This is a genomic window from Pseudomonas sp. PLB05 (assembly GCF_021106615.1).
Taxonomy (GTDB): Bacteria; Pseudomonadota; Gammaproteobacteria; order Pseudomonadales; family Pseudomonadaceae; genus Chryseomonas; species Chryseomonas benzopyrenica.
Map to the genome: position 1 here is coordinate 23,905 of NZ_JAJOHO010000005.1, position 23,084 is coordinate 46,988.

19 protein-coding genes are annotated in these 23,084 nt (G+C 65.0%); 10 read left to right on the top strand and 9 right to left on the bottom strand.

The window, feature by feature from the left end; genetic code table 11:
- Positions 1-440: 440 nt before the first annotated feature.
- From LRS53_RS20165 to acs, 6 genes are all read left to right on the top strand, one after another.
- Positions 441-1,832 (top strand): polynucleotide adenylyltransferase PcnB, encoded by a 1,392-nt coding sequence (locus tag LRS53_RS20165; RefSeq protein WP_017640381.1) that lies wholly within the window; start codon positions 441-443, stop codon positions 1,830-1,832.
- Positions 1,829-2,332: a 2-amino-4-hydroxy-6-hydroxymethyldihydropteridine diphosphokinase gene (gene folK / locus LRS53_RS20170; RefSeq protein ID WP_064306793.1), complete on the top strand. Its 504-nt coding sequence runs from the start codon at positions 1,829-1,831 to the stop codon at positions 2,330-2,332. Before LRS53_RS20165 ends, folK begins: the two co-directional genes overlap by 4 nt.
- 129 nt (positions 2,333-2,461) lie before the next feature.
- Complete coding sequence (panB, locus tag LRS53_RS20175; protein WP_017640379.1) at positions 2,462-3,262, top strand: 3-methyl-2-oxobutanoate hydroxymethyltransferase; 801 nt, start codon at positions 2,462-2,464, stop codon at positions 3,260-3,262.
- Positions 3,259-4,116, top strand: a complete 858-nt coding sequence (gene panC, locus LRS53_RS20180; protein WP_064306795.1) for a pantoate--beta-alanine ligase — start codon at positions 3,259-3,261, stop codon at positions 4,114-4,116. Before panB ends, panC begins: the two co-directional genes overlap by 4 nt.
- Before the next feature lie 181 nt (positions 4,117-4,297).
- Positions 4,298-5,962 (top strand): glucose-6-phosphate isomerase, encoded by a 1,665-nt coding sequence (gene pgi, locus LRS53_RS20185; protein WP_017640377.1) that lies wholly within the window; start codon positions 4,298-4,300, stop codon positions 5,960-5,962.
- Positions 5,963-6,087: 125 nt separating this feature from the next.
- On the top strand, positions 6,088-8,031 hold the full coding sequence (acs, locus tag LRS53_RS20190; protein WP_231357103.1) for an acetate--CoA ligase: 1,944 nt from the start codon (positions 6,088-6,090) through the stop codon (positions 8,029-8,031).
- Positions 8,032-8,084: 53 nt separating this feature from the next.
- On the opposite strand, the gene LRS53_RS20195 is transcribed toward acs, so the two are convergent.
- Positions 8,085-8,537 carry a PA2169 family four-helix-bundle protein gene (locus LRS53_RS20195; protein WP_007159716.1) on the bottom strand — a complete coding sequence of 151 codons (453 nt, stop codon included), beginning with the start codon at positions 8,535-8,537 and terminating at the stop codon, positions 8,085-8,087.
- 74 nt (positions 8,538-8,611) lie between these two features.
- Positions 8,612-8,971, bottom strand: coding sequence for a BON domain-containing protein (locus LRS53_RS20200; RefSeq protein ID WP_093254922.1), 360 nt, complete (start codon positions 8,969-8,971; stop codon positions 8,612-8,614).
- 366 nt (positions 8,972-9,337) lie between these two features.
- Between LRS53_RS20200 and LRS53_RS20205 the strand changes: the two genes are divergently transcribed.
- From LRS53_RS20205 to LRS53_RS20215, 3 genes are all read left to right on the top strand, one after another.
- A complete protein-coding gene (locus tag LRS53_RS20205; protein ID WP_231357104.1) occupies positions 9,338-12,844 on the top strand; it encodes a bifunctional diguanylate cyclase/phosphodiesterase in 3,507 nt (1,168 codons plus the stop codon).
- Between the two features lie 88 nt (positions 12,845-12,932).
- Positions 12,933-13,124 (top strand): hypothetical protein, encoded by a 192-nt coding sequence (locus tag LRS53_RS20210; protein WP_184288762.1) that lies wholly within the window; start codon positions 12,933-12,935, stop codon positions 13,122-13,124.
- A gap of 201 nt (positions 13,125-13,325) precedes the next feature.
- Positions 13,326-14,585 carry a cation:proton antiporter gene (locus tag LRS53_RS20215; RefSeq protein ID WP_231357105.1) on the top strand — a complete coding sequence of 420 codons (1,260 nt, stop codon included), beginning with the start codon at positions 13,326-13,328 and terminating at the stop codon, positions 14,583-14,585.
- Positions 14,586-14,640: 55 nt separating this feature from the next.
- Here LRS53_RS20215 and speD read toward each other — a convergent pair whose 3' ends face one another.
- Entirely contained in the window at positions 14,641-15,435 is a 795-nt protein-coding gene (gene speD / locus LRS53_RS20220; protein WP_026083764.1) for an adenosylmethionine decarboxylase, read from the bottom strand.
- A gap of 265 nt (positions 15,436-15,700) precedes the next feature.
- On the bottom strand, positions 15,701-16,123 hold the full coding sequence (locus LRS53_RS20225; protein WP_231357106.1) for an OsmC family protein: 423 nt from the start codon (positions 16,121-16,123) through the stop codon (positions 15,701-15,703).
- Positions 16,124-16,332: 209 nt separating this feature from the next.
- Here LRS53_RS20225 and crp point away from each other — a divergent pair, with 209 nt between their 5' ends.
- Positions 16,333-16,977, top strand: coding sequence for a cAMP-activated global transcriptional regulator CRP (gene crp, locus LRS53_RS20230; RefSeq protein ID WP_017640369.1), 645 nt, complete (start codon positions 16,333-16,335; stop codon positions 16,975-16,977).
- 60 nt (positions 16,978-17,037) lie between these two features.
- Here crp and LRS53_RS20235 read toward each other — a convergent pair whose 3' ends face one another.
- The 5 genes from LRS53_RS20235 to trpE all read right to left on the bottom strand — a co-directional run bounded on the left by LRS53_RS20235 (position 17,038) and on the right by trpE (position 23,047).
- Positions 17,038-18,819: a BCCT family transporter gene (locus LRS53_RS20235; protein ID WP_017640368.1), complete on the bottom strand. Its 1,782-nt coding sequence runs from the start codon at positions 18,817-18,819 to the stop codon at positions 17,038-17,040.
- Between the two features lie 271 nt (positions 18,820-19,090).
- Complete coding sequence (gene trpC / locus LRS53_RS20240) at positions 19,091-19,918, bottom strand: indole-3-glycerol phosphate synthase TrpC (protein ID WP_231357107.1); 828 nt, start codon at positions 19,916-19,918, stop codon at positions 19,091-19,093.
- Complete coding sequence (trpD, locus tag LRS53_RS20245; protein ID WP_231357108.1) at positions 19,915-20,964, bottom strand: anthranilate phosphoribosyltransferase; 1,050 nt, start codon at positions 20,962-20,964, stop codon at positions 19,915-19,917. The genes trpC and trpD overlap by 4 nt, the downstream gene beginning before the upstream one ends.
- Entirely contained in the window at positions 20,965-21,558 is a 594-nt protein-coding gene (locus LRS53_RS20250) for an anthranilate synthase component II (protein ID WP_017640365.1), read from the bottom strand.
- Between the two features lie 10 nt (positions 21,559-21,568).
- Positions 21,569-23,047 carry an anthranilate synthase component I gene (gene trpE, locus LRS53_RS20255; protein ID WP_231357109.1) on the bottom strand — a complete coding sequence of 493 codons (1,479 nt, stop codon included), beginning with the start codon at positions 23,045-23,047 and terminating at the stop codon, positions 21,569-21,571.
- Between the last annotated feature and the right edge of the window lie 37 nt (positions 23,048-23,084).

The window sequence follows — 23,084 nt, forward strand, 5'->3', positions numbered from 1 at the left end:
CGTAGCGACTCCAGCACAACAAGAACAAGCAGGCGGAGGCGTAGCTAACTGATCATTTTGGAGAAGAGTCGTCTAGCGGGATGGTCCGCGCGATGTCAGGCCAGAGAACAACAAAACTGCCCCGAGGCAGCACCCGTACCAGGCAGAGCAGGAATGATCCTGACGGCATCAGCTTCCAAAGTAATCCGTTTGCTCTTGGCTCTAGACTTCAGAGCCTTTCCGGCGGCCGGTATCCGCACGGGACAGACCACACAAGAAAAACAAGAGGTCTGGATAGACAATAAAAACAAAGCACGTACCACTTTGGGGGGGAGCTTCGGCTCCCCCAGTGCCTTTGACAGCCTCCCCTCCCTCGTTCAAGATCCCCTCCTTATCTATTGCGCAACGGTTCCTGCTATGGGCCAGATTGCGTATAGCCGTCTCTCCGAACAGAAACTCGCATGCTGAAGAAGCTGATCCAGACTCTGCGCTCGCCCCTGCGGCGTACTCCGCCCGCGCCTGCCTTGCCCATCGAACTGCCCCGCAGTCAGCATGCTCTGGAACGAGAGCGGATCAGTCGTTACGCCTTGAGCGTGGTCGACCGGCTGGAAAAGGCGGGTTATCAGGCCTACCTGGTGGGCGGTTGCGTCCGGGACCTGTTGCTGGGTTTCGAGCCCAAGGACTTCGATGTCGCCACCAGTGCCACGCCCGAGCAGGTGCGGGCCGAATTCCGCAATGCGCGGGTCATCGGCCGGCGCTTCAAGCTGGTCCATGTGCATTTCGGCCGTGAGATCATCGAGGTGGCGACCTTCCGCGCCAATCACCCCACCGGGGATGCCGAAGACGAAGCCCAGGGCTCGCGCCATGAAAGCGGCCGGATCCTGCGCGACAACATCTATGGCAACCAGGAACAGGATGCCCAGCGGCGCGACTTCACCATCAACGCGCTCTACTACGATGCCAGCGGCGAACGCATTCTCGACTACGCCAATGGCACCCAGGACATCCGCCTGCGGCAGATTCGCCTGATCGGCGATCCGGAGCAGCGCTACCTGGAAGATCCGGTGCGGATGCTGCGCGCCGTGCGGTTCGCCGCCAAGCTGGATTTCGAGATCGAGACCGCCACCGCCGAACCCATCAGCCGCCTGGCGCCGTTGCTGCGCGACATACCCGCGCCGCGGCTGTACGACGAGATCATCAAGCTGCTCCTGGGCGGCAAGGCGGAGCGCACCTTCGAGTTGCTCTGCCAGTACGGCCTGTTCGCCCCCTTGTTCCCGGCCAGTGGCGAGGCCCTGGAGCGCGACCCGGAGTACGCCGGCAGCCTGATCCGCCAGGCTCTGGCCAACACCGACACCCGTATCCGCGAAGGCAAGCCGGTCACCCCGGCCTTCCTGTTCGCCGCCCTGCTCTGGCCGGCCTTGCCCGAGCGCGTCCGCTATCACCAGGATCGCGGCCTGCCGCCCATTCCGGCCATGCAGGAAGCCGCCCACGACCTGACCCAGCAGCAGTGCCAGCGCACCGCCGTCCCCAAGCGTTTCACCATGCCCATGCGCGAGATCTGGGACATGCAGGAGCGCCTGCCGCGCCGTCAGGGCAAGCGCGCCGATCAACTGCTGGAAAATCCGCGCTTCCGCGCCGGCTACGACTTCCTGCTGCTGCGCGAGAGCGCCGGCGAGGAAACCGGTGGCCTGGGCGAGTGGTGGACGCGCTACCAGGAGGTCGGTGACAGCCAGCGGCGCGAGATGATCAAGAACCTCAGCCGGGAAGACGGCGCGCCGGCCAAGCGGCGGCGCCGTGGCGGCAGCAATCGCAAGCGGCGCACCTCGGATGCGCCCACGTCCGGCGACGAATGATGGAAAGGGTCTATCTTGGCCTGGGCAGCAACCTGGCTGAGCCGCGGCGGCAGCTGGACGCCGCCCTGGAGGCCCTGGCCCAGCTGCCTGACAGCCAGCTGGTGGCGGTCTCCGCCTTCTATGCCAGCGATCCCCTGGGGCCGCCCGACCAGCCCCGCTACGTCAATGCCGTCGCCGCGCTGGACACCGCCCTCGCCCCCCTGGCGCTGCTCGATGCCACCCAGGCCATCGAGCAGCAGCAGGGGCGCGTGCGCAAGGACGAGCGCTGGGGTCCGCGCACCCTGGACATCGATATCCTGCTGTTCGGTGAGCGGCTGATCGACGAGCCGCGCCTGCAGGTACCGCACTATCACCTGCAGGCGCGCGCCTTCGTGCTCTATCCCCTGGCCGACCTGGCCCCCGAGCTGCACCTGCCCGATGGCCGCCGGCTGCCGGACCTGCTGTCCGCCTGTCCTTTCGAGGGTCTGGAACGACTGGTACCGTCGTCACCTGCGCGGTAACACTGCCGTAACACCGAACATTGACTTGTGTCGGATGCGCCGGGACTATAGCAGCCGTTTGCGCGCGGCCAACCCGCGCCCGCGGCGCCCAGACAATAACCATAGCGCCGTCCCACGAGGACCTCTTGCATGCCTGATATCAGCCTCACGACCCTTCAGGGGCTCAAGCAGCGTGGCGAAAAGATCGCCATGCTGACCGCCTACGATGCCACCTTCGCCCAGGCCGCCAGTCAGGCCGGCGTCGAGATGCTGCTCATCGGCGATTCCCTCGGCATGGTGCTGCAGGGTCACGACAGCACCCTGCCGGTGACCCTCGACGACATGGTCTACCACACCGCCTGCGTCAAACGCGGCCAGGCCGGTGCCTTCATCGTCGCCGACCTGTCGTTCATGACCTATGCCACCCTGGAGCAGACCCTGACCAGCGCCGGTCGCCTGATGCAGGCGGGCGCACAGATGGTCAAGCTCGAGGGCGACGCCTGGCTGGCCGAGCCGATTCGTCGGCTGGCCGCCAATGGCGTACCGGTCTGCGCCCACCTGGGCCTGACGCCGCAGTCGGTCAATGTCTTCGGCGGCTTCAAGGTGCAGGGCCGCGATCCAGTCCGGGCGCAGCAGCTGCGTGACGCGGCGCGCGAGTTGGAGGAAGCCGGCGCGGCCATGCTGCTGCTGGAATGCGTGCCCTCGGCGCTGGCCGAGGAAATCACCCGCGCCGCCCGGGTGCCGGTGATCGGCATCGGCGCCGGTGCCGCCACCGATGGCCAGGTGCTGGTGCTGCACGACATGCTCGGCCTGGCCCTGCGCGGGCGCACGCCGAAATTCGTGCGCAATTTCATGGCCGGCCAGGACAGCATCCAGGCTGCCCTGGCGGCCTACGTCGCCGCCGTCAAGGACGGCAGCTTTCCCGCTCCCGAACACGGATTTTCCGCATGAAGACGGTCCATAGCGTCCGCGAACTACGCGCCGCCGTTGCCGCCGCGCGTCGCCAGGGCCTGCGCATCGGCCTGGTGCCCACCATGGGCAATCTGCACGCCGGTCATATCGCCCTGGTGGAGACCGCGCGCCGCCACGCCGACTTCGTGGTGACGAGCATCTTCGTCAATCCGCTGCAATTCGGCCCCAGCGAGGATCTGGCGACCTATCCGCGCACCCTGGCGGAAGACAGCCGCCAGCTGAACGAGGCCCACTGCGATCTGCTGTTCGCACCGGCGGTGGCCGAGATGTATCCCAAGGGCATGGACGGCCTGACACGGGTGAACGTCCCCGAGGTGTCCGAAGGTCTCTGCGGTGCCCGTCGACCCGGTCATTTCGAAGGCGTGGCCACGGTGGTCACCAAGCTGTTCCAGATGGCGCAACCGGACGTGGCGGTGTTTGGCGAAAAGGACTATCAGCAGCTGGCGGTGATCCGCAAGCTGGTCCAGGACCTGGACATGCCCATCGAGATCGTCGCCCAACCCACGGTGCGGGCCACCGACGGCCTGGCGCTGTCCTCGCGCAATGGCTATCTCGATGACGGCCAGCGTGCCAGCGCGCCCTGCCTGTACAGCCTGCTCAGGCGGCTCGCCGATCAGCTAGCCGCCGGCGCAGCGGTCGAGCCGACCCTGGCGTCCGGTGTCGCCGAATTGCAAGCCCAGGGGCTTAGAGTCGACTACCTGGAGCTACGCGAGCAGTTGAGCCTGCAACCGGCCGGGCCGGCCACCACCGCGCTGGTGCTGCTGGTGGCGGCCTATCTGGGCCAGACCCGCCTGATCGACAACCTGAGCTTTCGCCGCAGGCCCGGAGTGTGATGCAACCGAAGGTTAGCTCACCCAAACCCGCCTGAATCCTGGAAGCCCGGAACATACCGGGCTTTTTCATGCTCGAAGCGCGACGCCACGTCAGGCGTCGCGCGGTCGCCGACTTTCCCTTGCAAGCCAGCGGCTTGTGGGGCACAACAGCAAACAAGAGCCACCAAGGAAAAGCCTAGCCATGGAGTACTATCAACACCCCCTCGACGTGACCCAGCTCGCCTCCTGGAAAGCCCTGCAGGAACACCGCAAGGCCATGCAGAATTTCCGCATGCGCGACGCCTTCGCCGCCGATCCGCAGCGCTTCTCGCAGTTCTCCCTGAGCAGCAGTGGTCTGTTCCTCGACTACTCCAAGAACCTCATCACCGAGCAGACCCGTGAGCTGCTAGTGAACCTGGCTCGCGAAGCGGGTCTGGAAGGCGCCATCCGCACCCTGTTCGACGGTGCCTACGTCAACTCGTCCGAGCACCGTCCCGCCCTGCATACCGCGCTGCGCCGCCCGGTGGGCGACAGTGTGCAGATCGATGGCCAGGACATCATGCCCGAGGTGCACCGGGTCCTGAACCAGATGACCGCGCTGGTCACCCGCATCCACAACGGCCTCTGGCGCGGCTACACCGAGAAGCCGATCACCGATGTGGTCAACATCGGCATTGGTGGTTCCTTCCTCGGTCCGCAGCTGGTGTCCGAGGCGCTGGTGCCCTTCACCCAGCGCGGCGTGCGTTGCCACTACCTGGCCAACATCGACGGCAGCGAATTCCGCGAGGTGACCTCCAAGCTCGCCGCCGACACCACCCTGTTCATCGTCTCCTCCAAGTCCTTCGGCACCTTGGAGACCCTGAAGAACGCCCAGGCCGCCCGCGCCTGGTGCCTGGCCCAGGGCTGCCCGGAGCCGGAGCTGCACAAGCACTTCATCGCCGTCTCCAGCAACGTCAAGATGGCGGTGGAATTCGGCATCGCTGAAGAGAACATCTTCCCCATGTGGGATTGGGTCGGCGGACGCTACTCGCTGTGGTCGGCCATCGGCCTGCCCATCGCCCTGGCCATCGGCATGTCCAACTTCAAGGACCTGCTGGCCGGTGCCTATGCCATGGACCAGCATTTCACCAGCGCCCCCTTCGAAGAGAACATGCCGGTGCTGCTGGGCCTGCTCGGGGTCTGGTACGGCAACTTCTGGGGCGCGACCAGTCACGCCATCCTGCCCTACGACCACCACCTGCGTAACTTCGTGAAGCACCTGCAGCAGCTGGACATGGAGTCCAACGGCAAGAGCGTGCGTCAGGACGGCTCGCCGGTGAGCATGGAAACCGGTCCGGTGATCTGGGGCGGCGTCGGCTGCAACGGTCAGCATGCCTACCACCAGCTCCTGCACCAGGGCACCCAGCTGATCCCCGGTGACTTCATCGTGCCGGTGGTGAGCCACAATCCGGTGGCCGATCACCAGCAATGGCTCTATGCCAACTGCCTGTCGCAGAGCCAGGCGCTGATGCTGGGCAAGACCCGCGAGGAAGCCGAGGCCGAGCTGCGTGAGAAAGGCCTGGGCGAGGCCGAGATCGCCAAGCTGGCGCCGCACAAGGTGATCCCGGGCAACCGTCCGAGCAACACCCTGGTGCTGGAACGCATCTCGCCCCGACGCCTGGGTGCGCTGGTGGCCCTGTACGAGCACAAGGTGTTCGTGCAGAGCGTCATCTGGGGCATCAACTGCTTCGACCAGTGGGGCGTCGAACTGGGCAAGGAGCTGGGCAAGGACGTCTATCAGCACATCATCGGCCGCAGCGAAGGCAAAGCCGACGATGGTTCGACTCAGGGCCTGATCGATTACTTCCGCGGTCGTCACCGCGGCTGATCGATCTCGGTCCGTTCCGAAAGGCGCCGCTCTGCGGCGCTTTTTCGTTTTATCGCCTCGCTGAACCCCGACAGGCCATCCGCGGCCTAAACTAGGAGCACAACAACACCAAGAAGGAGCCGGCCATGAGCCACCGCTATCCCGTGCCCGAGAGTCTGAGTGCCCGCACCCACCTCGACGAAGCCCGTTATCGCGAGCTCTACCAGCGCTCGGTGGAGCAGCCGGAACGCTTCTGGAGCGAACAGGCCAGCGCTTTACTCGACTGGTCGCGCACCTGGGACGAAGTCCATAGCGGCGACATGCGCCAGGGCCAGACCCGCTGGTTCAGCGGCGGCCAGCTCAACGTCGCCTACAACTGCATCGATCGCCACCTCGGTGGCCGGGCCGAGCAGACCGCCATCCTCTGGGAAGGCGACGATCCCGCCGACAGCCAGGCCATCAGCTATCGCCAGTTGCACGAGCACGTCTGTCGCCTGGCCAATGTGCTCAAGGAGCGCGGGGTCAAGAAGGGCGACCGCGTCTGCCTCTATCTGCCGATGATTCCCGAGGCCGCCTATGCGATGCTGGCCTGCGCCCGCATCGGCGCGGTGCATTCGGTGGTGTTCGGCGGGTTTTCGCCCGAGGCGTTGCGCGACCGCATCCTCGATTCCGACTGCCGGGTGGTGATCACCGCCGACGAGGGCGTACGTGGCGGCAAGCGCGTGCCGCTCAAGGCCAATGTCGACAAGGCCCTGGCCAAATGCCCTGACGTCCACACCGTGGTCTTGGTCGAGCGGACCGGCGCCGCCGTGGCGCGCCAGGAGGGCCGTGATCTGCCTTATGCCCAGGCCGTGGCCGCGGCCGCGGCCGACTGCCCGGCAGAGCCCATGGATGCCGAGGATCCGCTGTTCATCCTCTACACCTCGGGTTCCACCGGCAAGCCCAAGGGCGTGCTGCACACCACCGGCGGCTATCTGCTGGGCGCCACCCTGAGCTTCAAGTACCTGTTCGACTACCACGAGGGACAGGTCTTCTGGTGCACCGCGGATGTCGGCTGGGTCACCGGCCACAGCTACATCGTCTATGGCCCCCTGGCCAATGGCGCCACCACCCTGATGTTCGAAGGCGTGCCCAGCTATCCCGACGCCAGTCGCCTGTGGCAGGTGGTGGACAAGCATCAGGTCAATATCTTCTATACCGCTCCCACTGCCCTGCGCGCCCTGATGCGTGAAGGCGACGAGCCGGTACAGCGCACCTCGCGGCAGAGCCTGCAATTGCTCGGCAGCGTAGGCGAGCCGATCAATCCCGAGGCCTGGGAGTGGTATCACCGGGTAGTTGGCGAGGGTCGCTGCCCCATCGTCGATACCTGGTGGCAGACCGAGACCGGCAGCATCCTCATCGCCCCGCCCCCCGGCGCCCTGGCATTGAAGCCGGGCTCGGCCACCCTGCCCTTCTTTGGCGTCCAGCCGGTGCTGCTGGACGAGCAGGGCAAGGAAATCGACGGCCCCGGCAGCGGCGTGCTGGCCATCAAGGCCAGCTGGCCGAGCCAGATCCGTACCGTCTATGGCGACCACCAGCGACTGATCGACACCTACTTCAGTGCCTATCCGGGTTACTACTTCACCGGCGACGGCGCCCGCCGGGACGAAGACGGCTACTACTGGATCACCGGGCGGGTGGATGACGTGCTCAACGTCTCCGGCCACCGCATCGGTACCGCCGAAGTAGAAAGCGTGCTCACCGAACATGCGGACGTGGCCGAAGCCGCCGTGGTGGGTTGCCCGCACGAGGTCAAGGGCCAGGCGGTCTATGCCTTCGTCACCACCAAGGGTGGGGTGACCCCAAGCGACGAACTCAAGGCCCGCCTGCGCCAGCAGGTGGCCGAGGAGATCGGCAGCTTCGCCAAGCCAGAATTCCTGCAATGGGCACCCGCCCTGCCCAAGACCCGCTCCGGCAAGATCATGAGACGCATCCTGCGCAAGATCGCCTGCGACGAGCTGGACAGCCTGGGCGATACCTCGACCCTGGCCGATCCGTCGGTGGTCGACAGCCTGATCGACGCCCGCCTCAATCGCGCCCTGCAGGGCTAGCTGTAGCCCAAAGAAAAGCCCCGCCTAGGCGGGGCTTTTTTCTGCAGGCAACCTTAGTGGGCGGCTTGCATGCGGTGCTTCAGGTCACGCATGCGATCGTGGGTCGCACGGGCCTTTTCCAGCTGGCTGCGCAGGTTGGCCTGGGCATCCGGCGTGGCGTGTTCGTTGACGGCGCGCTCTAGTGCGTGCAGCAGGCGGTCTTCCTGCTCTTCCAGTTCGCTGACGTAGGTGACTTCTTCCTTTTCCTTGCTGGCAAAGGAGGTTTTGACGTCGGTGTAGTACTTGCGGAAGCTGCCGGCAAAGGTGCCTTGCTCGGCGGGCTTTTCACCAGCGGCCGATACCTGGCTGCTCAGGGCGCTGATGATCTCGGCCTTGCTCTGGGCGATCTCGGTGAACAGGGCCTTCAATTCGGGGTTCTTCACTTCGGTGAGGGCATGCTCGTAGAAATTCTTGCCGTCACGGGCGATCTCGATCAGATCGTTGAGGGTTTCGGTCGTACTGGTCATGGCAGTTCTCCGGGGTGAAGGGCAAGGGGCGATGGCAGCGGCGCTGCCATCGTGCCGGGTGTTACCAGGCGTTCTTACTGAGCGGCTTTCAGCGCATCAGCCGATACGGCCTTGACGCCCTTGATGGCCTTGGCTTCCTTGATCGCCAGGTCGCGCTGGGCTTCGGTCGCCACGGTGCCGGACAGGGACACGACGCCCTTGTTGGTCTCGACCTTGATCGAGGTGCCCTTGATGTGTTCGTCGGCCAGGAAAGAGGCTTTGACCTTGCTGGTGATCCAGGTGTCGGACGCCGCTTCTTCAGTCTTGTCCACGGTGTTGTTGGCGGCCAGGGTCATGTTCTGGCTGGTGGCTGCAAAGGCACCGCCGGCCAGCGGCAGGCTCAGTACGGAAGCGGTAACGGCAGCGAGGGCAAAAGTACCGAAAGTCTTTTTCATGAGATGACTCCTGTTTTCCTTGGTTGTACTGCGCCCAGGTCCTGGCAGCAGCGACTCTTATGTAGAGCGCAACGGCTGCGCCGAATTCCAAATCTGATTAAAGACGTTAAAAATCAATGATTTAGATCAATTCACCAAAAATAACAGGCGGGCAAAATGCAAGTAATGCGCAAAAAGGTCTGGTAAATTGCACGAGGTCAGACGACCCTGGCACCGGTGTCTGGGGCAGGAGCCTCCCGTGCGCTCTGGGACAAGGGTAGACATCGAAAGGCGGACGTCGAGGTGGCCAAACCAGAACTGCCGCACCTTTATCCGGTCAATGCTGAATTGAACCCGACACCTACGATCGGGCCTCGAGGATCCGGGATGCGGCCTCTCTCCCCTGCGCGCATTGCCCTGATTTATCTGTTGCTGAGCGCCCTTTGGGTGATCGGCACCGATGGGCTGTTGTATCTGCTGCTCAGCGATCAGGACAGTGTCCATCTGTGGTACACCCTGAAGGGCCTGGCCTTCATGAGCCTGCTGTCGCTGGTGCTCTATGGCTTGCTGCGGCGCGAAGCCAGCTATCGCGAAGGCTTCATCGAAGAGCTGCAGAGCCAGCGCGCCACCCAGGATTTCGTCCAGCGGCTGACCAATACCGGTGACTGGCAGTTGCTGGACGATGGCCGCCTGCTGTGTTCCGAACGCACCCTGGTGATGCTGCACCAGCCCAAGGGCAGCGATCCGCTGGACTTCGCCACCATTGCCGCCTGCGCCCACGCCGATGACCGCGACCATGTGCACAGCATGCTGGAACGCCTGCAGCACATGCAGGGCCCACTAAATTTCTCGGCGCATTTCGACGATGGCGAAGGCAGTTGGCGCTGGCTCAATTGGCAGAGCGATTTCGACGAAGCCGGCATCACCCGCGGTGCCCTGGTCGACATCACCAGCCACAAGCTGGCCGAACAGGCCCTGCAGGACAGCCAGCGGCGCTATCGCGAACTGGTCCAGCACCTGCCGCTGGTGATCTTCGCCAGCGATCACCGCGGTCGCTGGCAATTTCTCAACCCAGCCTGGGAAGCCCTCACCGGCCAGCCCGCCGCCCAGCAACTCAACCACCCCCTGGATCAGGCCTTCCATCCCCAGGACGGCGCCCGCCTGCGCCAGCTGGTGGCGGATTTCGCGGCGGGCCAGCGCCTGCATTGGAATGGCGTGGTGCGGTTGCGGCTGTCGGTGGAGAGTCATCGCTGGATGCAGATGGAGCTGCGCGCCGGCCTCGATGGCGAAATCCAGGGCACCCTGACCGACATCCATCACGACTACCAGGCGCAACTGCTGCAACAGGCCCGTAGCGACGTTCTCGACGACCTGCTCACCGGCCTGCCGCTGGCGGAGATCCAACAGGGCATCGCCCTGCGGCTGGAGCAGATCTATCCGGAAATGCGCGTCGCCCTGTTGCTGGACGACCAGGGCGAGCATCTGCGGGTCGCCGCGGCGCCCAGCCTGCCACCGGCCTTCCAGGCGGCGCTGGAAAGCATGCCTCGCAGCCGTCACGACCAGGGCTGCTGCAGCGCCGTCACGGGCAATGCGCCGGTGTTCACCATCGATGTCGCACTGGACCCGGCCTGGCAGCCGCTGTTGCCGGCGGCCCAGGCGGCGGGCATTCGCGGCGCCTGGGCCCTGCCGCTGCAGGACGAGCAGCAACGTGCCGTGGGCGCCCTGGGCATCTACTACGGTGAGGCGCGGCTGCCCGAAGCGGAAACCCAGGCGTTGATCACCGAATTCACCCGTCTGGCGGTGCTGGCCATCCGGCAGCAGCGCGTCGTCCAGGCACAGCGTGCCAGCGAGGCACGCTATCGCGGCATCTTCGAGCAGGCCTACACCGGCATCATGCTCAGTGACCTGGAAGGTCGCTGGCTGAGCGTCAATCACCACTTCTGCCAGATGCTCGGCTACTCACAACCGGAGTTGCTGCAGAAGGACACCGCGTCGGTGACCCATCCGGACGAGCGCGCGCTGGGTGCCGCGCTGCGCAAGCAGCTGGTGGACACTGGCCAGGACCGCTACACCCTGGAAAAACGCTATCTGCATCGCAATGGCCAGCCGGTATGGACCAACGTCACCACGCGCCTGATCCGCGACGATCAGGGCGTGCCGCAATACTTCATCAGCACCGCCCAGGACATCACCCTGCGCAAACAGCAGGAAGAGAGCCTGCGCCAGGCCGCGGCGATGTTCCAGAACAGTCGCGACGGCCTGTTGCTGCTCGACGAGCGCCGCTGGATCCTGGCGGTGAACCCGGCCTTCGCCCGGCTGCTGGGCGCCCAGGAAGGCACCCTGCTCGGCCAGCGCCTGGGACTTCCCGGCGGTGGGCGCCAGGACCAGCGCTTCTATCGCGAACTCTGGCGTACCGTACGCCGCGAGGGCCGCTGGGAAGGCGAGCTGCTCTGGCCACGACTCGACGGCAGTACCTTTCCGGCCTGGACCGCCATCGACACCCTCTACCCCCGGGAGACCCGGCAGTACACGGTTACCGTCAGCGATACCACCCGCCTGCGAGAGAGCGAGGCGCGCCTGAGTCACCTGGCGCACCACGATCCCCTGACCGACCTGCCCAATCGCCTGCTGGCGCGCACCCATCTGGAACATGCCCTGGCCCTGGCCGAACCCCAGGAATACCTGGTCGCCGTACTGATTCTCGACTTCGATCATTTCCGCACCGTCAACGAAAGCCATGGCCATGCCCTGGGTGACGAACTGCTGGTGGAATTCGCCGCCCGCCTGCGCGCCCTGCTCAGCGAGGACATCACCCTGGCGCGCATCGGTGGCGATGAGTATCTGGTCATCATCGAGCGGATAGACCGGCCCGAATTCGCCGCCCAGATCGCCCAGGCCATGCTCGGCAAGCTGGAGCAGCCCTTCCACCTCGGCGAGCACGACATCTATCTCAATGCCAGCATCGGCATCAGCCTCTTTCCCGACGATGGCGGGACCGCCGATGACCTCATCCGCAATGCCGACACAGCCATGCACCAGGCCAAGGACCAGGGCCGCGACACCTTCCGCTTCTATACCCAGGCCCTCACCGAGCAGTCGCGGCGGCGGTTGAATCTGGAATCGCGGCTGCGCACCGCGCTCAAGCGCGGTGACTTCGTCCTGCACTACCAACCGCTGATGAGCGTCAGCACCGCCCAGACCATTGGCGTTGAAGCCCTGGTGCGTTGGCAGGACCCGGAGCTGGGCCTCATCCCGCCCACCGAGTTCATTCCGCTGGCCGAAGAAACCGGGCTCATCGTGCCCCTGGGCGACTGGATCATCGAGACCGCCTGCCAGCAGATGCACAGCTGGCTCGCCCAGGGACTCGAACTGGAGACCCTGGCGATCAACATCTCGCCCCGGCAATTCGCCAAGCGTGATCTGGCCAGCACCATTTCCCGCGCCCTGGCGCGCAGTCGCCTGCCGGCCGAGCACCTGGAGCTAGAGATCACCGAAGGCACCCTGATGAACAATGTCGAGGAGGCGCTGCTGTCCCTGGCTACCCTCAAGACACTGGGCGTACGCATCGCCGTGGACGACTTCGGCACCGGCTATTCCTCCCTGGCCTATCTGCGCCGCTTCCCCCTCGACAAGCTCAAGATCGACCAGAGCTTCATGCACGAGTTGCGCAGCGACAGCGGCACCCACAGCAGCCAGGCCATCGCCGCGGCCATCGTCGCCCTGGGCCAGGGCCTGGATCTCGACGTGCTGGCCGAAGGCGTAGAGACCACCGAGCAATGGGATATCCTGCGCAAGCTAGGTTGCCAGCAATGCCAGGGCTTCCTGTTCAGCCCACCGTTGCCGCCGGAAGAGTTCGAAGGCTGGTATGCCGAACAGCAGCGGGCGCGCGCCTAGCGCGCTTACCGACGAATGTCACCATTCTGCAATCAAAAGCGCTCTAGAATCGGGTTTCCACTTTTCGTCTGTCCCCGAGGGTACCAGTATGAAGATCGTGGTTCGCCCCCTGCGCAAGTCCACCACCAGTGCCTGGCAGGTCTGTATCGACAAACAGGCCATCACCTTTCTCAATGAAGCCGACGCCCGCAGCTACGTGGCAACGCTGGAGGCGCGTATCGCTGCGCCCCATCCGTTGCCGCTGCGTGAAACGACCCCGGCAATGGCCGCGCCGCTCTAGCCGTCAGCGCGCCTGACCGTTCGTCTCAGAGGTCGCCCTGGCACCGGCACTGGAGGTGCGGGCCAGGGCGACTGCTGATCTTGTCGCGCCAGACACTTGGCTAGGCAGCTATCGAAAATGTAACTTTTGCGGCCTCCACCCCATCCTACCCCTAGCCCCTGCCTCTGCTGGGACTCGCTGTCTGATGGATCTGGAACGCCCATGCTCGAACTCGCTGCTGCCTTCATCTGCTTCACCTCGCTGCTCACCTACCTCAACTACCGCTTCGTCGGCCTGCCGCCCACCATCGGCGTCATGGTCATCGCGCTGATCTTTTCGGTCGGTCTGCAGAGCCTGTCCTGGCTCGGCTTTCCCGGCCTCGAGCACCGCATCGGCGAACTGCTCGGGCAGATCGACTTCAACGACCTACTGATGAACTGGATGCTCGGCTTCCTGCTGTTCGCCGGCGCCCTGCACGTCAATCTCAAGGACCTGCGCGACTACAAATGGGCCATCGGCGGCCTGGCCACCCTCGGGGTGATCATCTCCACGGTGTTGATCGGCTATCTCAGCCACCTGATCTTCGGCTGGCTGGGCTGGCACGTCGACCTGCTCTACTGCCTTATCTTCGGCGCCCTGATCTCCCCGACCGATCCCATCGCCGTGCTTGGCATCCTGCGCTCGGCCGGCGCGCCCAAGTCCCTGGAGACCACCATCGTCGGCGAGGCGCTGTTCAACGATGGCGTGGCCGTGGTGGTCTATTCGGTGCTGCTGGGGGTGATCCAGCTGGGCGAGACGCCCACGGTCAACGCCGCGCTCTGGCTGTTTCTCGAAGAGGCCGGCGGCGGCATCCTCTTCGGCCTGTTGATCGGCTTTATCTGCTACTGGCTGATGCTGAGCATCGAACAGCACCAGATCGAGGTGATGCTGTCCCTGGCGCTGGTGATCGGCGGCTCGACCCTGGCCAGCCACCTGCACGTCTCGGGCCCCATCGCCATGGTGGTCGCGGGTCTGATCATCGGCAACCTGGGCCGTACCAAGGCGATGAACGACTTCACCCGGCGCTACCTGGATGGCTTCTGGGAGTTGATCGATGAGATCCTCAACGCCCTGCTGTTCGCCCTGATCGGCATGGAGCTGCTGGTGCTGCCCTTCAGCTGGGCCCACCTGGGCGCGGCGCTGCTGGTGACCCTAGCGATCCTCTTCGCCCGCTGGATCAGCGTGGCACCGGTGGTGCTGCTCAGCCCGCACTGGCGCAACATGACCCGCTGCACGGCGCGTATCCTCACCTGGGGTGCCTTGCGTGGCGGCGTCTCCGTGGCCCTGGCATTGAGTCTGCCAGCCGGGCCGGAGCGGGATCTGATCCTGGCCCTGACCTACATCGTGGTGCTGGTCTCCATCCTCGGCCAGGGCCTGACCATCGGCCGGGTGGTCAAGAGCGTCACCGGTGGCGCACCGGTCGTGCGCGAAGAGCATCACTGAACCGGGAAACGAAGAACCCCGCCGTGGCGGGGTTCCTTGAGCAACAGCCGAGCGATCAGCGCGGCAGGTTGCGACCGGAGAAGATCTCGCGCATCTCGTGCTTGAGACGCTGAGTGATCTGCTGGCGCTGTTCCGTCGAGAGGCTGCGGGAAGCATCACCGAACAGGTAGTTGTCCAGTTCGAATTCCTTGAGCAGCATCTTGGTGTGGAACAGGTTGTCCTGGTACACGTTCACGTCGGTCATCTGGTAGGCCGCGCGAGTGTCCTCGGACAGGTAGTTCTGGATCGAGTTGATCTCGTGGTCGATGAAGTGCTTGCGCCCTTCGATGTCGCGGGTGAAGCCGCGCACCCGGTAGTCCACAGTGACGATATCCGAGTCGAACTGGTGGATCAGGTAATTCAGGGCCTTGAGCGGGGAGATCACGCCACAGGTGGAGACGTCGATGTCGACGCGGAAGGTGGCGATACCGTCGTCCGGATGGATCTCCGGATAGGTGTGCACCGTGATGTGGCTCTTGTCCAGGTGGCCGAGAATGGTCTCGCGCAGCGGACCGGGCGATTCCTCGATCTGGCTCTCGGTCGGCTCGACCGGTTGCTCGGAGATCAGGATGGTCACGCTGGCACCCTGGGGATCGTAATCCTGGCGGGCGATGTTGAGGATGTTGGCCCCGATGATATCGACCACGTCGGTCAGAATCTGGGTCAGACGCTCGGCGTCGTACTCTTCATCGATGTACTGGACATAGGCCTGTTGATCTTCCGACGTCTCGGCGTAGCAGATGTCGTAGATGTTGAAGCTCAAGGTCTTGGTCAGGTTGTTGAAACCATGAAGCCTGAGTTTGCTTTTCACGGTGGTAAAGCTCCCGTCGTGCGGTCTCTGACCGCGGTCCTGAGTGCCCGTCAGTTGCGGATTGCGCAAGCTGCGTAGGGCGGCGAACACCTCTTCGCGATGGCGATTGGCTGTACTTGTCGGGGGCTTGCCCCTTAAGAGCGGCGCATTATGCAGATCGGCAGCGGCTGGGGCCAGAGTCTGCCGGGCTCAGGTGATGAATTGATGTCGACGGGAAGGGATGACGCGGAGGGCGACGCCTGCACAGGCGTCGCCTGCAAGAGCATCAGCCGAGTTCGACGAGTTCGTAGCTGTGGGTGATCTCGACGCCGGCCCGACCGAGCATGATGGAGGCCGAGCAGTACTTCTCCGCCGACAGCTCAATGGCGCGCTTGACCTGGGCTTCCTTGAGACCGCGGCCCTTGACCACGAACTTCAGGTGGATGCGGGTGAACACCTTGGGCTCAGTCTCGGCACGATCCGCTTCGAGGAAAGCCTCGCAGCTCTCCACCGGCTGCCGCGCCTTGCGCAGGATGCTGACCACGTCGTAGCTGGCGCAGCCGCCCAGACCGATCAGCACGGTTTCCATCGGCCGTACGCCGAGGTTGCGCCCACCGCTTTCCGGCGGGCCGTCCATGACCACCACGTGACCGCTGCCGGACTCACCGAGGAACATGGCCTCGCCTGCCCACTGGATGCGCGCTTTCATCGCTTTCGTCCTACTTATATATGCAAATGGTGATCAGCTTAACATGCTGGATGGCGTAAACTGATGACCAGTGAAGGGCTATTCAGCTCGCATTTAAGCTGCGCATGTTCTTATCCGGTCTTTGAATTGGAACCGGCGCAGCCTATGCATGCACCGGTTCGGACATCGGTGCCCCCGACTCAGGTTAGCTTTCAACCTCAGGAATCAGCATGGCCGCTATCATCCCACCCGCGAAGTTACAGCACATCGACAAGCTGCTAGCGCACTGCTCGCGTCGCCGCTACACGGCAAAAACCACCATCATCTACGCTGGCGACAACAGCGAAAGCCTGTTCTTCATCCTCAAGGGTTCGGTGACCATCCTTATCGAAGACGATGAGGGCCGCGAAATGATCATCGCCTATCTCAATGCCGGGGACTTCTTCGGCGAGATGGGCCTGTTCTCCAAGGAAGGCAGCGAGCCCGAGCGCAGCGCCTGGGTCCGTGCCCGTACCGAGTGCGAAGTCGCCGAGATCAGTTACGGCCAGTTCCGCGAACTGAGCCAGCATGATCCGGACATGCTGTTCTCCCTCGGCCGCCAGATGGCCGAGCGCCTGCGCCAGACCACCCGCAAGGTCGGCGACCTGGCCTTCCTCGACGTCACCGGTCGCGTGGCGCGTACCCTGCTCGACCTGTGCAAGCAGCCGGACGCCATGACCCACCCGGATGGCATGCAGATCAAGATCACCCGCCAGGAGATCGGCCGCATCGTCGGTTGCTCCCGCGAGATGGTCGGCCGCGTGCTCAAGTCCCTGGAAGAACAGGGACTGGTCCACGTCAAGGGCAAGACCATGGTGGTGTTCGGCACCCGCTGAGCCCCGCCCGGTGCGCCCCCGCCAGCAGGCGGGGGCCGCTGCCCCCGCCCTTCCAGCGCGTCAGATCTCGACCTTCCGCTGTACCTTCTCCACCCGCACCGTGGCTTTCTCCTCGACGGTCTTCTCGCCGTTCCCCTTGGCCTTGGGCTCACCCACGACGAAGTGGAATTCTTCGCCGTGCTTGACCGCGCCATAGAGCACCGCCTTCTCGATCAACTCGGTGCCGCGCAGATGCCGCAGCATCAGCGGATCGCAGCGCAGGTCACGATAGAGCGCCAGGCACAGCAGCGCCATGACCACCACGAAAGGCAGCGAGACCACGATGGTCAGATTCTGCAGACCATTGAGGGCGGCGCCTGGATTGCCCGGGTCGCCGATGGCCAGCATGATTGCCGCCACCGCGCCGGTGAGGGCGCCCCAGAAGATCACCGTGCGTCGCGAGGGCTCGGTGGTACCGCGCTCGGACAGGGTACCCATCACCAGGGACGCGGCGTCGGCGCCGGACACGAAGAAGATCGCCACCAGCACCATGACCAGTACCGAGGTCACCGAGACCCAGGGATAGCTGGCCAGCAGATCGTAGAGGGCGAAGTTGCTGTTCACCGCGCCGTCGACCAGGGTGAAGGCGCCCAGGCGCATGGCGTCGATCGCCGCGCCACCGAAGATGACGAACCAGACCACGCTGACCAGACTCGGCACCAGCAATACCCCGGTGACGAACTGGCGGATGGTACGGCCGCGACTGATGCGGGCGATGAACATGCCGACGAAGGGTGTCCAGGAAATCCACCAGGCCCAGTAGAACACCGTCCAGCTCGACAGCCAGTTGCCCATGGCCTCGCCGCCGCTGGCGCTGGTGCGCGCCATCATCTCCGGCAGGAGGTCGATGTAGTCACCGATGGCGGTGGGCAGCAGATTGAGCATCAGCAGGGTCGGGCCGACGACGAAGACGAACAGGGCCAGGGCCACCGCCAGCACCATGTTGGTGTTGGACAGCCACTGGATGCCCTTTTCCACGCCGGACACGGCAGAGATGACGAAGGCTACCGTCAGCACGGTGATGATGCCGATATACAGCATTTTTCCGGGTTGCTCGATCCAGCCGTTGTGTTCGAGTCCACCAGCGATCTGCAGGGCGCCCAGGCCGAGGGAGGCGGCCGAGCCGAACAGGGTGGCGAAGATCGCCATCATGTCGATGACGCGACCGAGGGGGCCGTTGGCGTGCTCGCCGATCAGCGGGCGGAAGGCCACCGAGATCAGCTGGCAGCGCCCGCGGCGATAGGTGCCATAGGCGATGGCCAGGCCGACCACGGCGTAGATGGCCCAGGGATGCAGCGTCCAGTGAAACAGCGTGGTGGCCATGGCCACCTGCAGGGCGGCGCTGCTCTGCCCGGCGGCGCCGCCGGGCGGCGGGTTGAGATAGTGCGACAGCGGTTCGGCGACGCCAAAGAACATCAGGCCGATGCCCATGCCGGCACTGAACATCATCGCCACCCAGGAAAGGGTGCGAAATTCCGGTTGTTCGTCGTCGCGTCCCAGGGGGATCCGCCCATAGCGACTGGCCGCCAGCCAGATGACGAAGACCACGAAGCCGGTGGAGGTGAGTACGAACAACCAGCCGAAATGGGTGATCACCCAGCCCTGGGCGGTCGAGGCGCTGCTGGCCAGACCGGCCTGGTTGACGAAGCCCCAGATCACGAAGGCCAGCGCGGCGATGCTGGTGACGCCGAAGACCACCCAGTCGGTGGTACCGGCGAGTCGGCGATCGCGCCGCGACTCCTCGGTCCGGGAGGGATCGGTGACGCTGATATCAAGTGTTTCGCTTTTTTCTTCCGTTGCCATGGTTCTTGCTTGCCCTGGTTATGGATGGCCTGGTGCGGCGGAGCCCCGGCGCACCTCGCGATGGCCGATCGACTCCTCGACCCGCCACGGTTCAGCGGGTCGGAGGTCATTAACCGGGTTTAGGGGTCAGGAAACAAAGCCCCGCGTCGGCAGCGGGTACACGGAGGTCGTTCCCGCCGATTGGGGCGGGCGTGAGTCGACCTGGGTCACCTTGCAGATAAAAAAAGGCCTCGGTGGTCGCCACCGAGGCCTTGTTCAGGCGCCTGAACGGTCAGGCATCCATGAGCGGGAAGCGCCGGTCAGGAAAGAACAGCCGCTGCAGCTCCTGGCCCGGCTCGTCGGCACGCATGAAGGCTTCGCCTACCAGGAAGGCACGCACCTCGTTGATCTCCATCAACTCCACGTCGGCGCGATTGAGAATGCCGCTCTCGGTGATCACCAGGCGATCTTGTGGGATGCGCGGCAACAGGTCCAGGGTCGTCTCGAGGCTGACCTCGAAGGTATGCAGGTTGCGATTGTTGACGCCTACCAGCGGGGTGTCCAGCACCCTGAGCGCCCGCTCCAGCTCGGCGCCGTCATGGACCTCGACCAGCACGTCCAGGCCGACATCCTTGGCCGTGGCGGCCAGTTCGCCCATCAGGGCGTCGTCCAGCGCGGCGACGATCAGGAGGATGCAATCGGCGCCGATGGCCCGGGCTTCCACCACCTGGATGGGATCGATGAGGAAGTCCTTGCGGATCACCGGCAGCTGGCAGGCGGCACGCGCTTGCTGCAGATAGGCGTTGCCGCCCTGGAAGAAGTCCACGTCGGTGAGCACGCTCAGGCAGGTGGCCCCGCCCAGGGCATAGCTGTGGGCGATCTCCGCCGGCACGAAGTGTTCGCGGATCACGCCCTTGCTCGGCGAGGCCTTCTTCACCTCGGCGATGATCGCCGCTTCCTTGCGTGCCACCTGGGCCTGCAGGGCGCGGGCGAAGCCGCGCGGGGCGTCGGCGGCGCGGGCCTGGGCCTCGAGCTCGGCCAGGCTGGTCCGCGCCTTGAGCTGGGCGATCTCCTCGGCCTTGCGGGCCAGGATCTTCTGCAACACGGTTGGCACACTCACGGGCGACCCTCCTCGCGATAGACGGATGTGAAATGGGCGAGCTCGTCCAGCTTTTCCCGGGCCAGGCCGCTGTAGAGCGCATCGTGGGCCAAGAGTACCCCTTCGTGCAGGCTGTGGGCGAGATCCGCGGCGTAGAGCGCCGCGCCGGCGTTGAGCACGATCATGTCGGCGGCCTTTTGCCCGGCTTCGGTCTTGCGCCGGCCGAGGGCGTCGCGGATCAGCGTCAGGGAGGCCTCGGGGCCGTCCACGGTGAGGCCGACCAGGGTCTGGCTCTTGATCCCCAGATCCTCCGGCAGCACCTGGTATTCGCTGATGCTGCCGTCCTTGAGTTCGGCCACCTGGGTCGCCGCGGCCAGGCTGAATTCGTCCAGGCCGTCGCGGGAATGCACCACCAGCACATGGTGACTGCCCAGGCGCTGCAGCACCTCGGCCAGGGGTCGGCAGAGGGCGGCGCTGAACACCCCGACCACCTGGTGACGGACACCGGCCGGATTGGTCAGCGGCCCGAGCATGTTGAACAGGGTACGCAGCCCCAGGGAACGGCGCGGCCCGGCGGCATGGCGCATGGCGCTGTGGTGCGACTGGGCGAACATGAAGCCGACGCCCACCTGTTCGACGCAGCGGGCGATCTGCGCCGGACTCAGCTCCAGGTAGATGCCGGCGGCCTCCAGCAGATCGGCGCTGCCGCTCTTGCCGGACACCGCGCGATTGCCGTGCTTGGCGACCTTGCCGCCCGCCGCCGCCACTACGAACACCGAGGCCGAGGAGACATTGAAGATGTTGGCGCCGTCGCCGCCGGTGCCCACCACGTCGACCACATGGTCGAGGCTCGGCAGCACCACCGGGGTCGCCAGTTCGCGCATCACGCTGACCGCGCCGCAGATCTCGTCGATGGTCTCGCTCTTGATGCGCATGCCCATGAGGAAGGCACCGATCTGCGCCTCGTCGGCGCCACCGGTCATGATCTGGCGCATCACCGCCTGCATCTCGGCCACATTGAGGTCGAGTTGGCCACTGATGCGATTCAAGGCCTGCTTGATGTCCATCTAGCGGCGTCCTCCCTGCTGCTGGAGAAAGTTGGCCAAGAGGTCATGGCCATGTTCGGTGAGGATGGACTCGGGATGGAATTGCACCCCTTCGATCATGAATTCGCGGTGCCGCAGCCCCATGATCTCGTCCAGGCTGCCGTCCGGATGCTGGGTCCAGGCGGTGATCTCCAGACAGTCGGGCAGGGTCTCGCGCTTGACCACCAGCGAGTGGTAGCGGGTCACGGTGAAGGGATTGGGCAGGCCGGCGAAGACGCCTTCGCCGTTGTGGTAGACCGGGCTGGTCTTGCCGTGCATCGGCTCGCGCGCCCGCACCACCTCGCCGCCAAAGGCCTGGCCCAGGCTCTGGTGACCCAGGCAGACGCCCAGCACCGGCAGCTTGCCGGCGAAGCGCTCCAGGGTGGCCAGGGAGATGCCCGCCTCGTTGGGCGTGCAGGGACCGGGGGAGACGACGATGCGCTCCGGCGCCAGGTCTTCGAGCGCCTCGACCGGGAGCTCGTCGTTGCGCACCACCTTGACCTCGGCCCCCAGTTCGCCCAGGTACTGCACCAGGTTGTAGGTGAAGGAATCGTAGTTATCCAGCATCAGCAACATGGCAGGCTCCTCAGACGGACTGTTCGGCAAGGGTGACGGCGCGGAACATGGCGCGACGCTTGTTGAGGGTCTCTTCCCACTCCAGCGCCGGCACCGAGTCGGCGACGATTCCCGCCCCGGCCTGCACATGCAGTTCGCCGTCCTTGATCACCGCGGTGCGGATGGCGATGGCGGTGTCCATGTTGCCGTTCCAGGCCAGGTAGCCCACGGCGCCGCCGTAGATGCCGCGCTTGACCGGCTCCAGTTCGTCGATGATCTCCATGGCGCGGATCTTCGGCGCCCCGGACAGGGTGCCGGCCGGCAGGATGGCGCGCAGGGCGTCCATGGCGCTCAGTTCGGGCTTGAGCCGGCCGGTGACGTTGCTGACGATGTGCATCACGTTAGAATAGCGCTCGATGACCATCTTCTCGGTCAGGGTCACGCTGCCGGTGGTGGAGACCCGGCCCACGTCATTGCGCCCCAGGTCGATCAGCATCAGGTGCTCGGCCAGCTCCTTGGCGTCGGCCAGCAGATCACGCTCCAAGGCCAGATCGGCTTCCTCGGTGGCGCCGCGCGGACGGGTCCCGGCGATGGGGCGCACGGTGATCTCGCCGTCCTCCACCCGCACCAGCACCTCGGGCGAACTGCCCACCACATGGAAGTCGCCGAAGTTGAAGAAATACATGTAGGGCGTGGGGTTGAAGCAGCGCAGCGCCCGATAGAGGTCGATGGGCGCCGCCTGGAAGGCGATGGACATGCGCTGCGAGGGCACCACCTGCATGCAGTCGCCGGCCAGGATGTAGTCCTTGATGCGCTGCACCGCGCCTTCGAAATCCTCGCGACTGAAGCTGGAACGGAAGCTCGGCTCCGGACCGGCCGGGGCGGAAAGATCCAGGCCGCGGCGCGGCACGATGGGCTGACGCAGGCGGTCGAGGATGTCGGCCAGGCGTGCCTGGGCGGCGTCGAAGGCCTCGGCTTCGTCTGGATCGGCCAGCACGATCGCATGGATCTTGCCGGCCAGGTTGTCGAACACCACCACGGCATCGGACACCATCAGCAGGATGTCGGGCGTACTCAGCGGATCGGGATTGGGGCAGGCCGCCAGACGGCGTTCCACGTAGCGCACGCTGTCGTAGCCGAAGTAGCCCACCAGGCCACCGTTGAAGCGTGGCAAGCCATCCAGCGTCGGCACGCGATAGCGCGCCTTGAAGGCTTCGACGAAGGCCAGGGGATCATCGCAGTGCTCGATCACCTCGACCTCACGACCGGCATCGCTGACCACCACGCGGTGGCCATGGACGCGCAGGACGCGACTGCAGGGCAGGCCGATGATGGAGTAACGCCCCCACTTCTCGCCGCCCTGCACCGATTCCAGCAGATAGGAATTGGGGCCGTCGGCCAGCTTCAGGTAGATGGACAGGGGGGTATCGAAGTCGGCCAGGGTTTCGAATGCCAGGGGAATGCGGTTATAGCCTTGAGCGGCCAGGCGCAGAAAGTCGTCGCGGGTCATGATCAGCCTCGTGGCGAGGAAAACGAAAGGTCGGGTG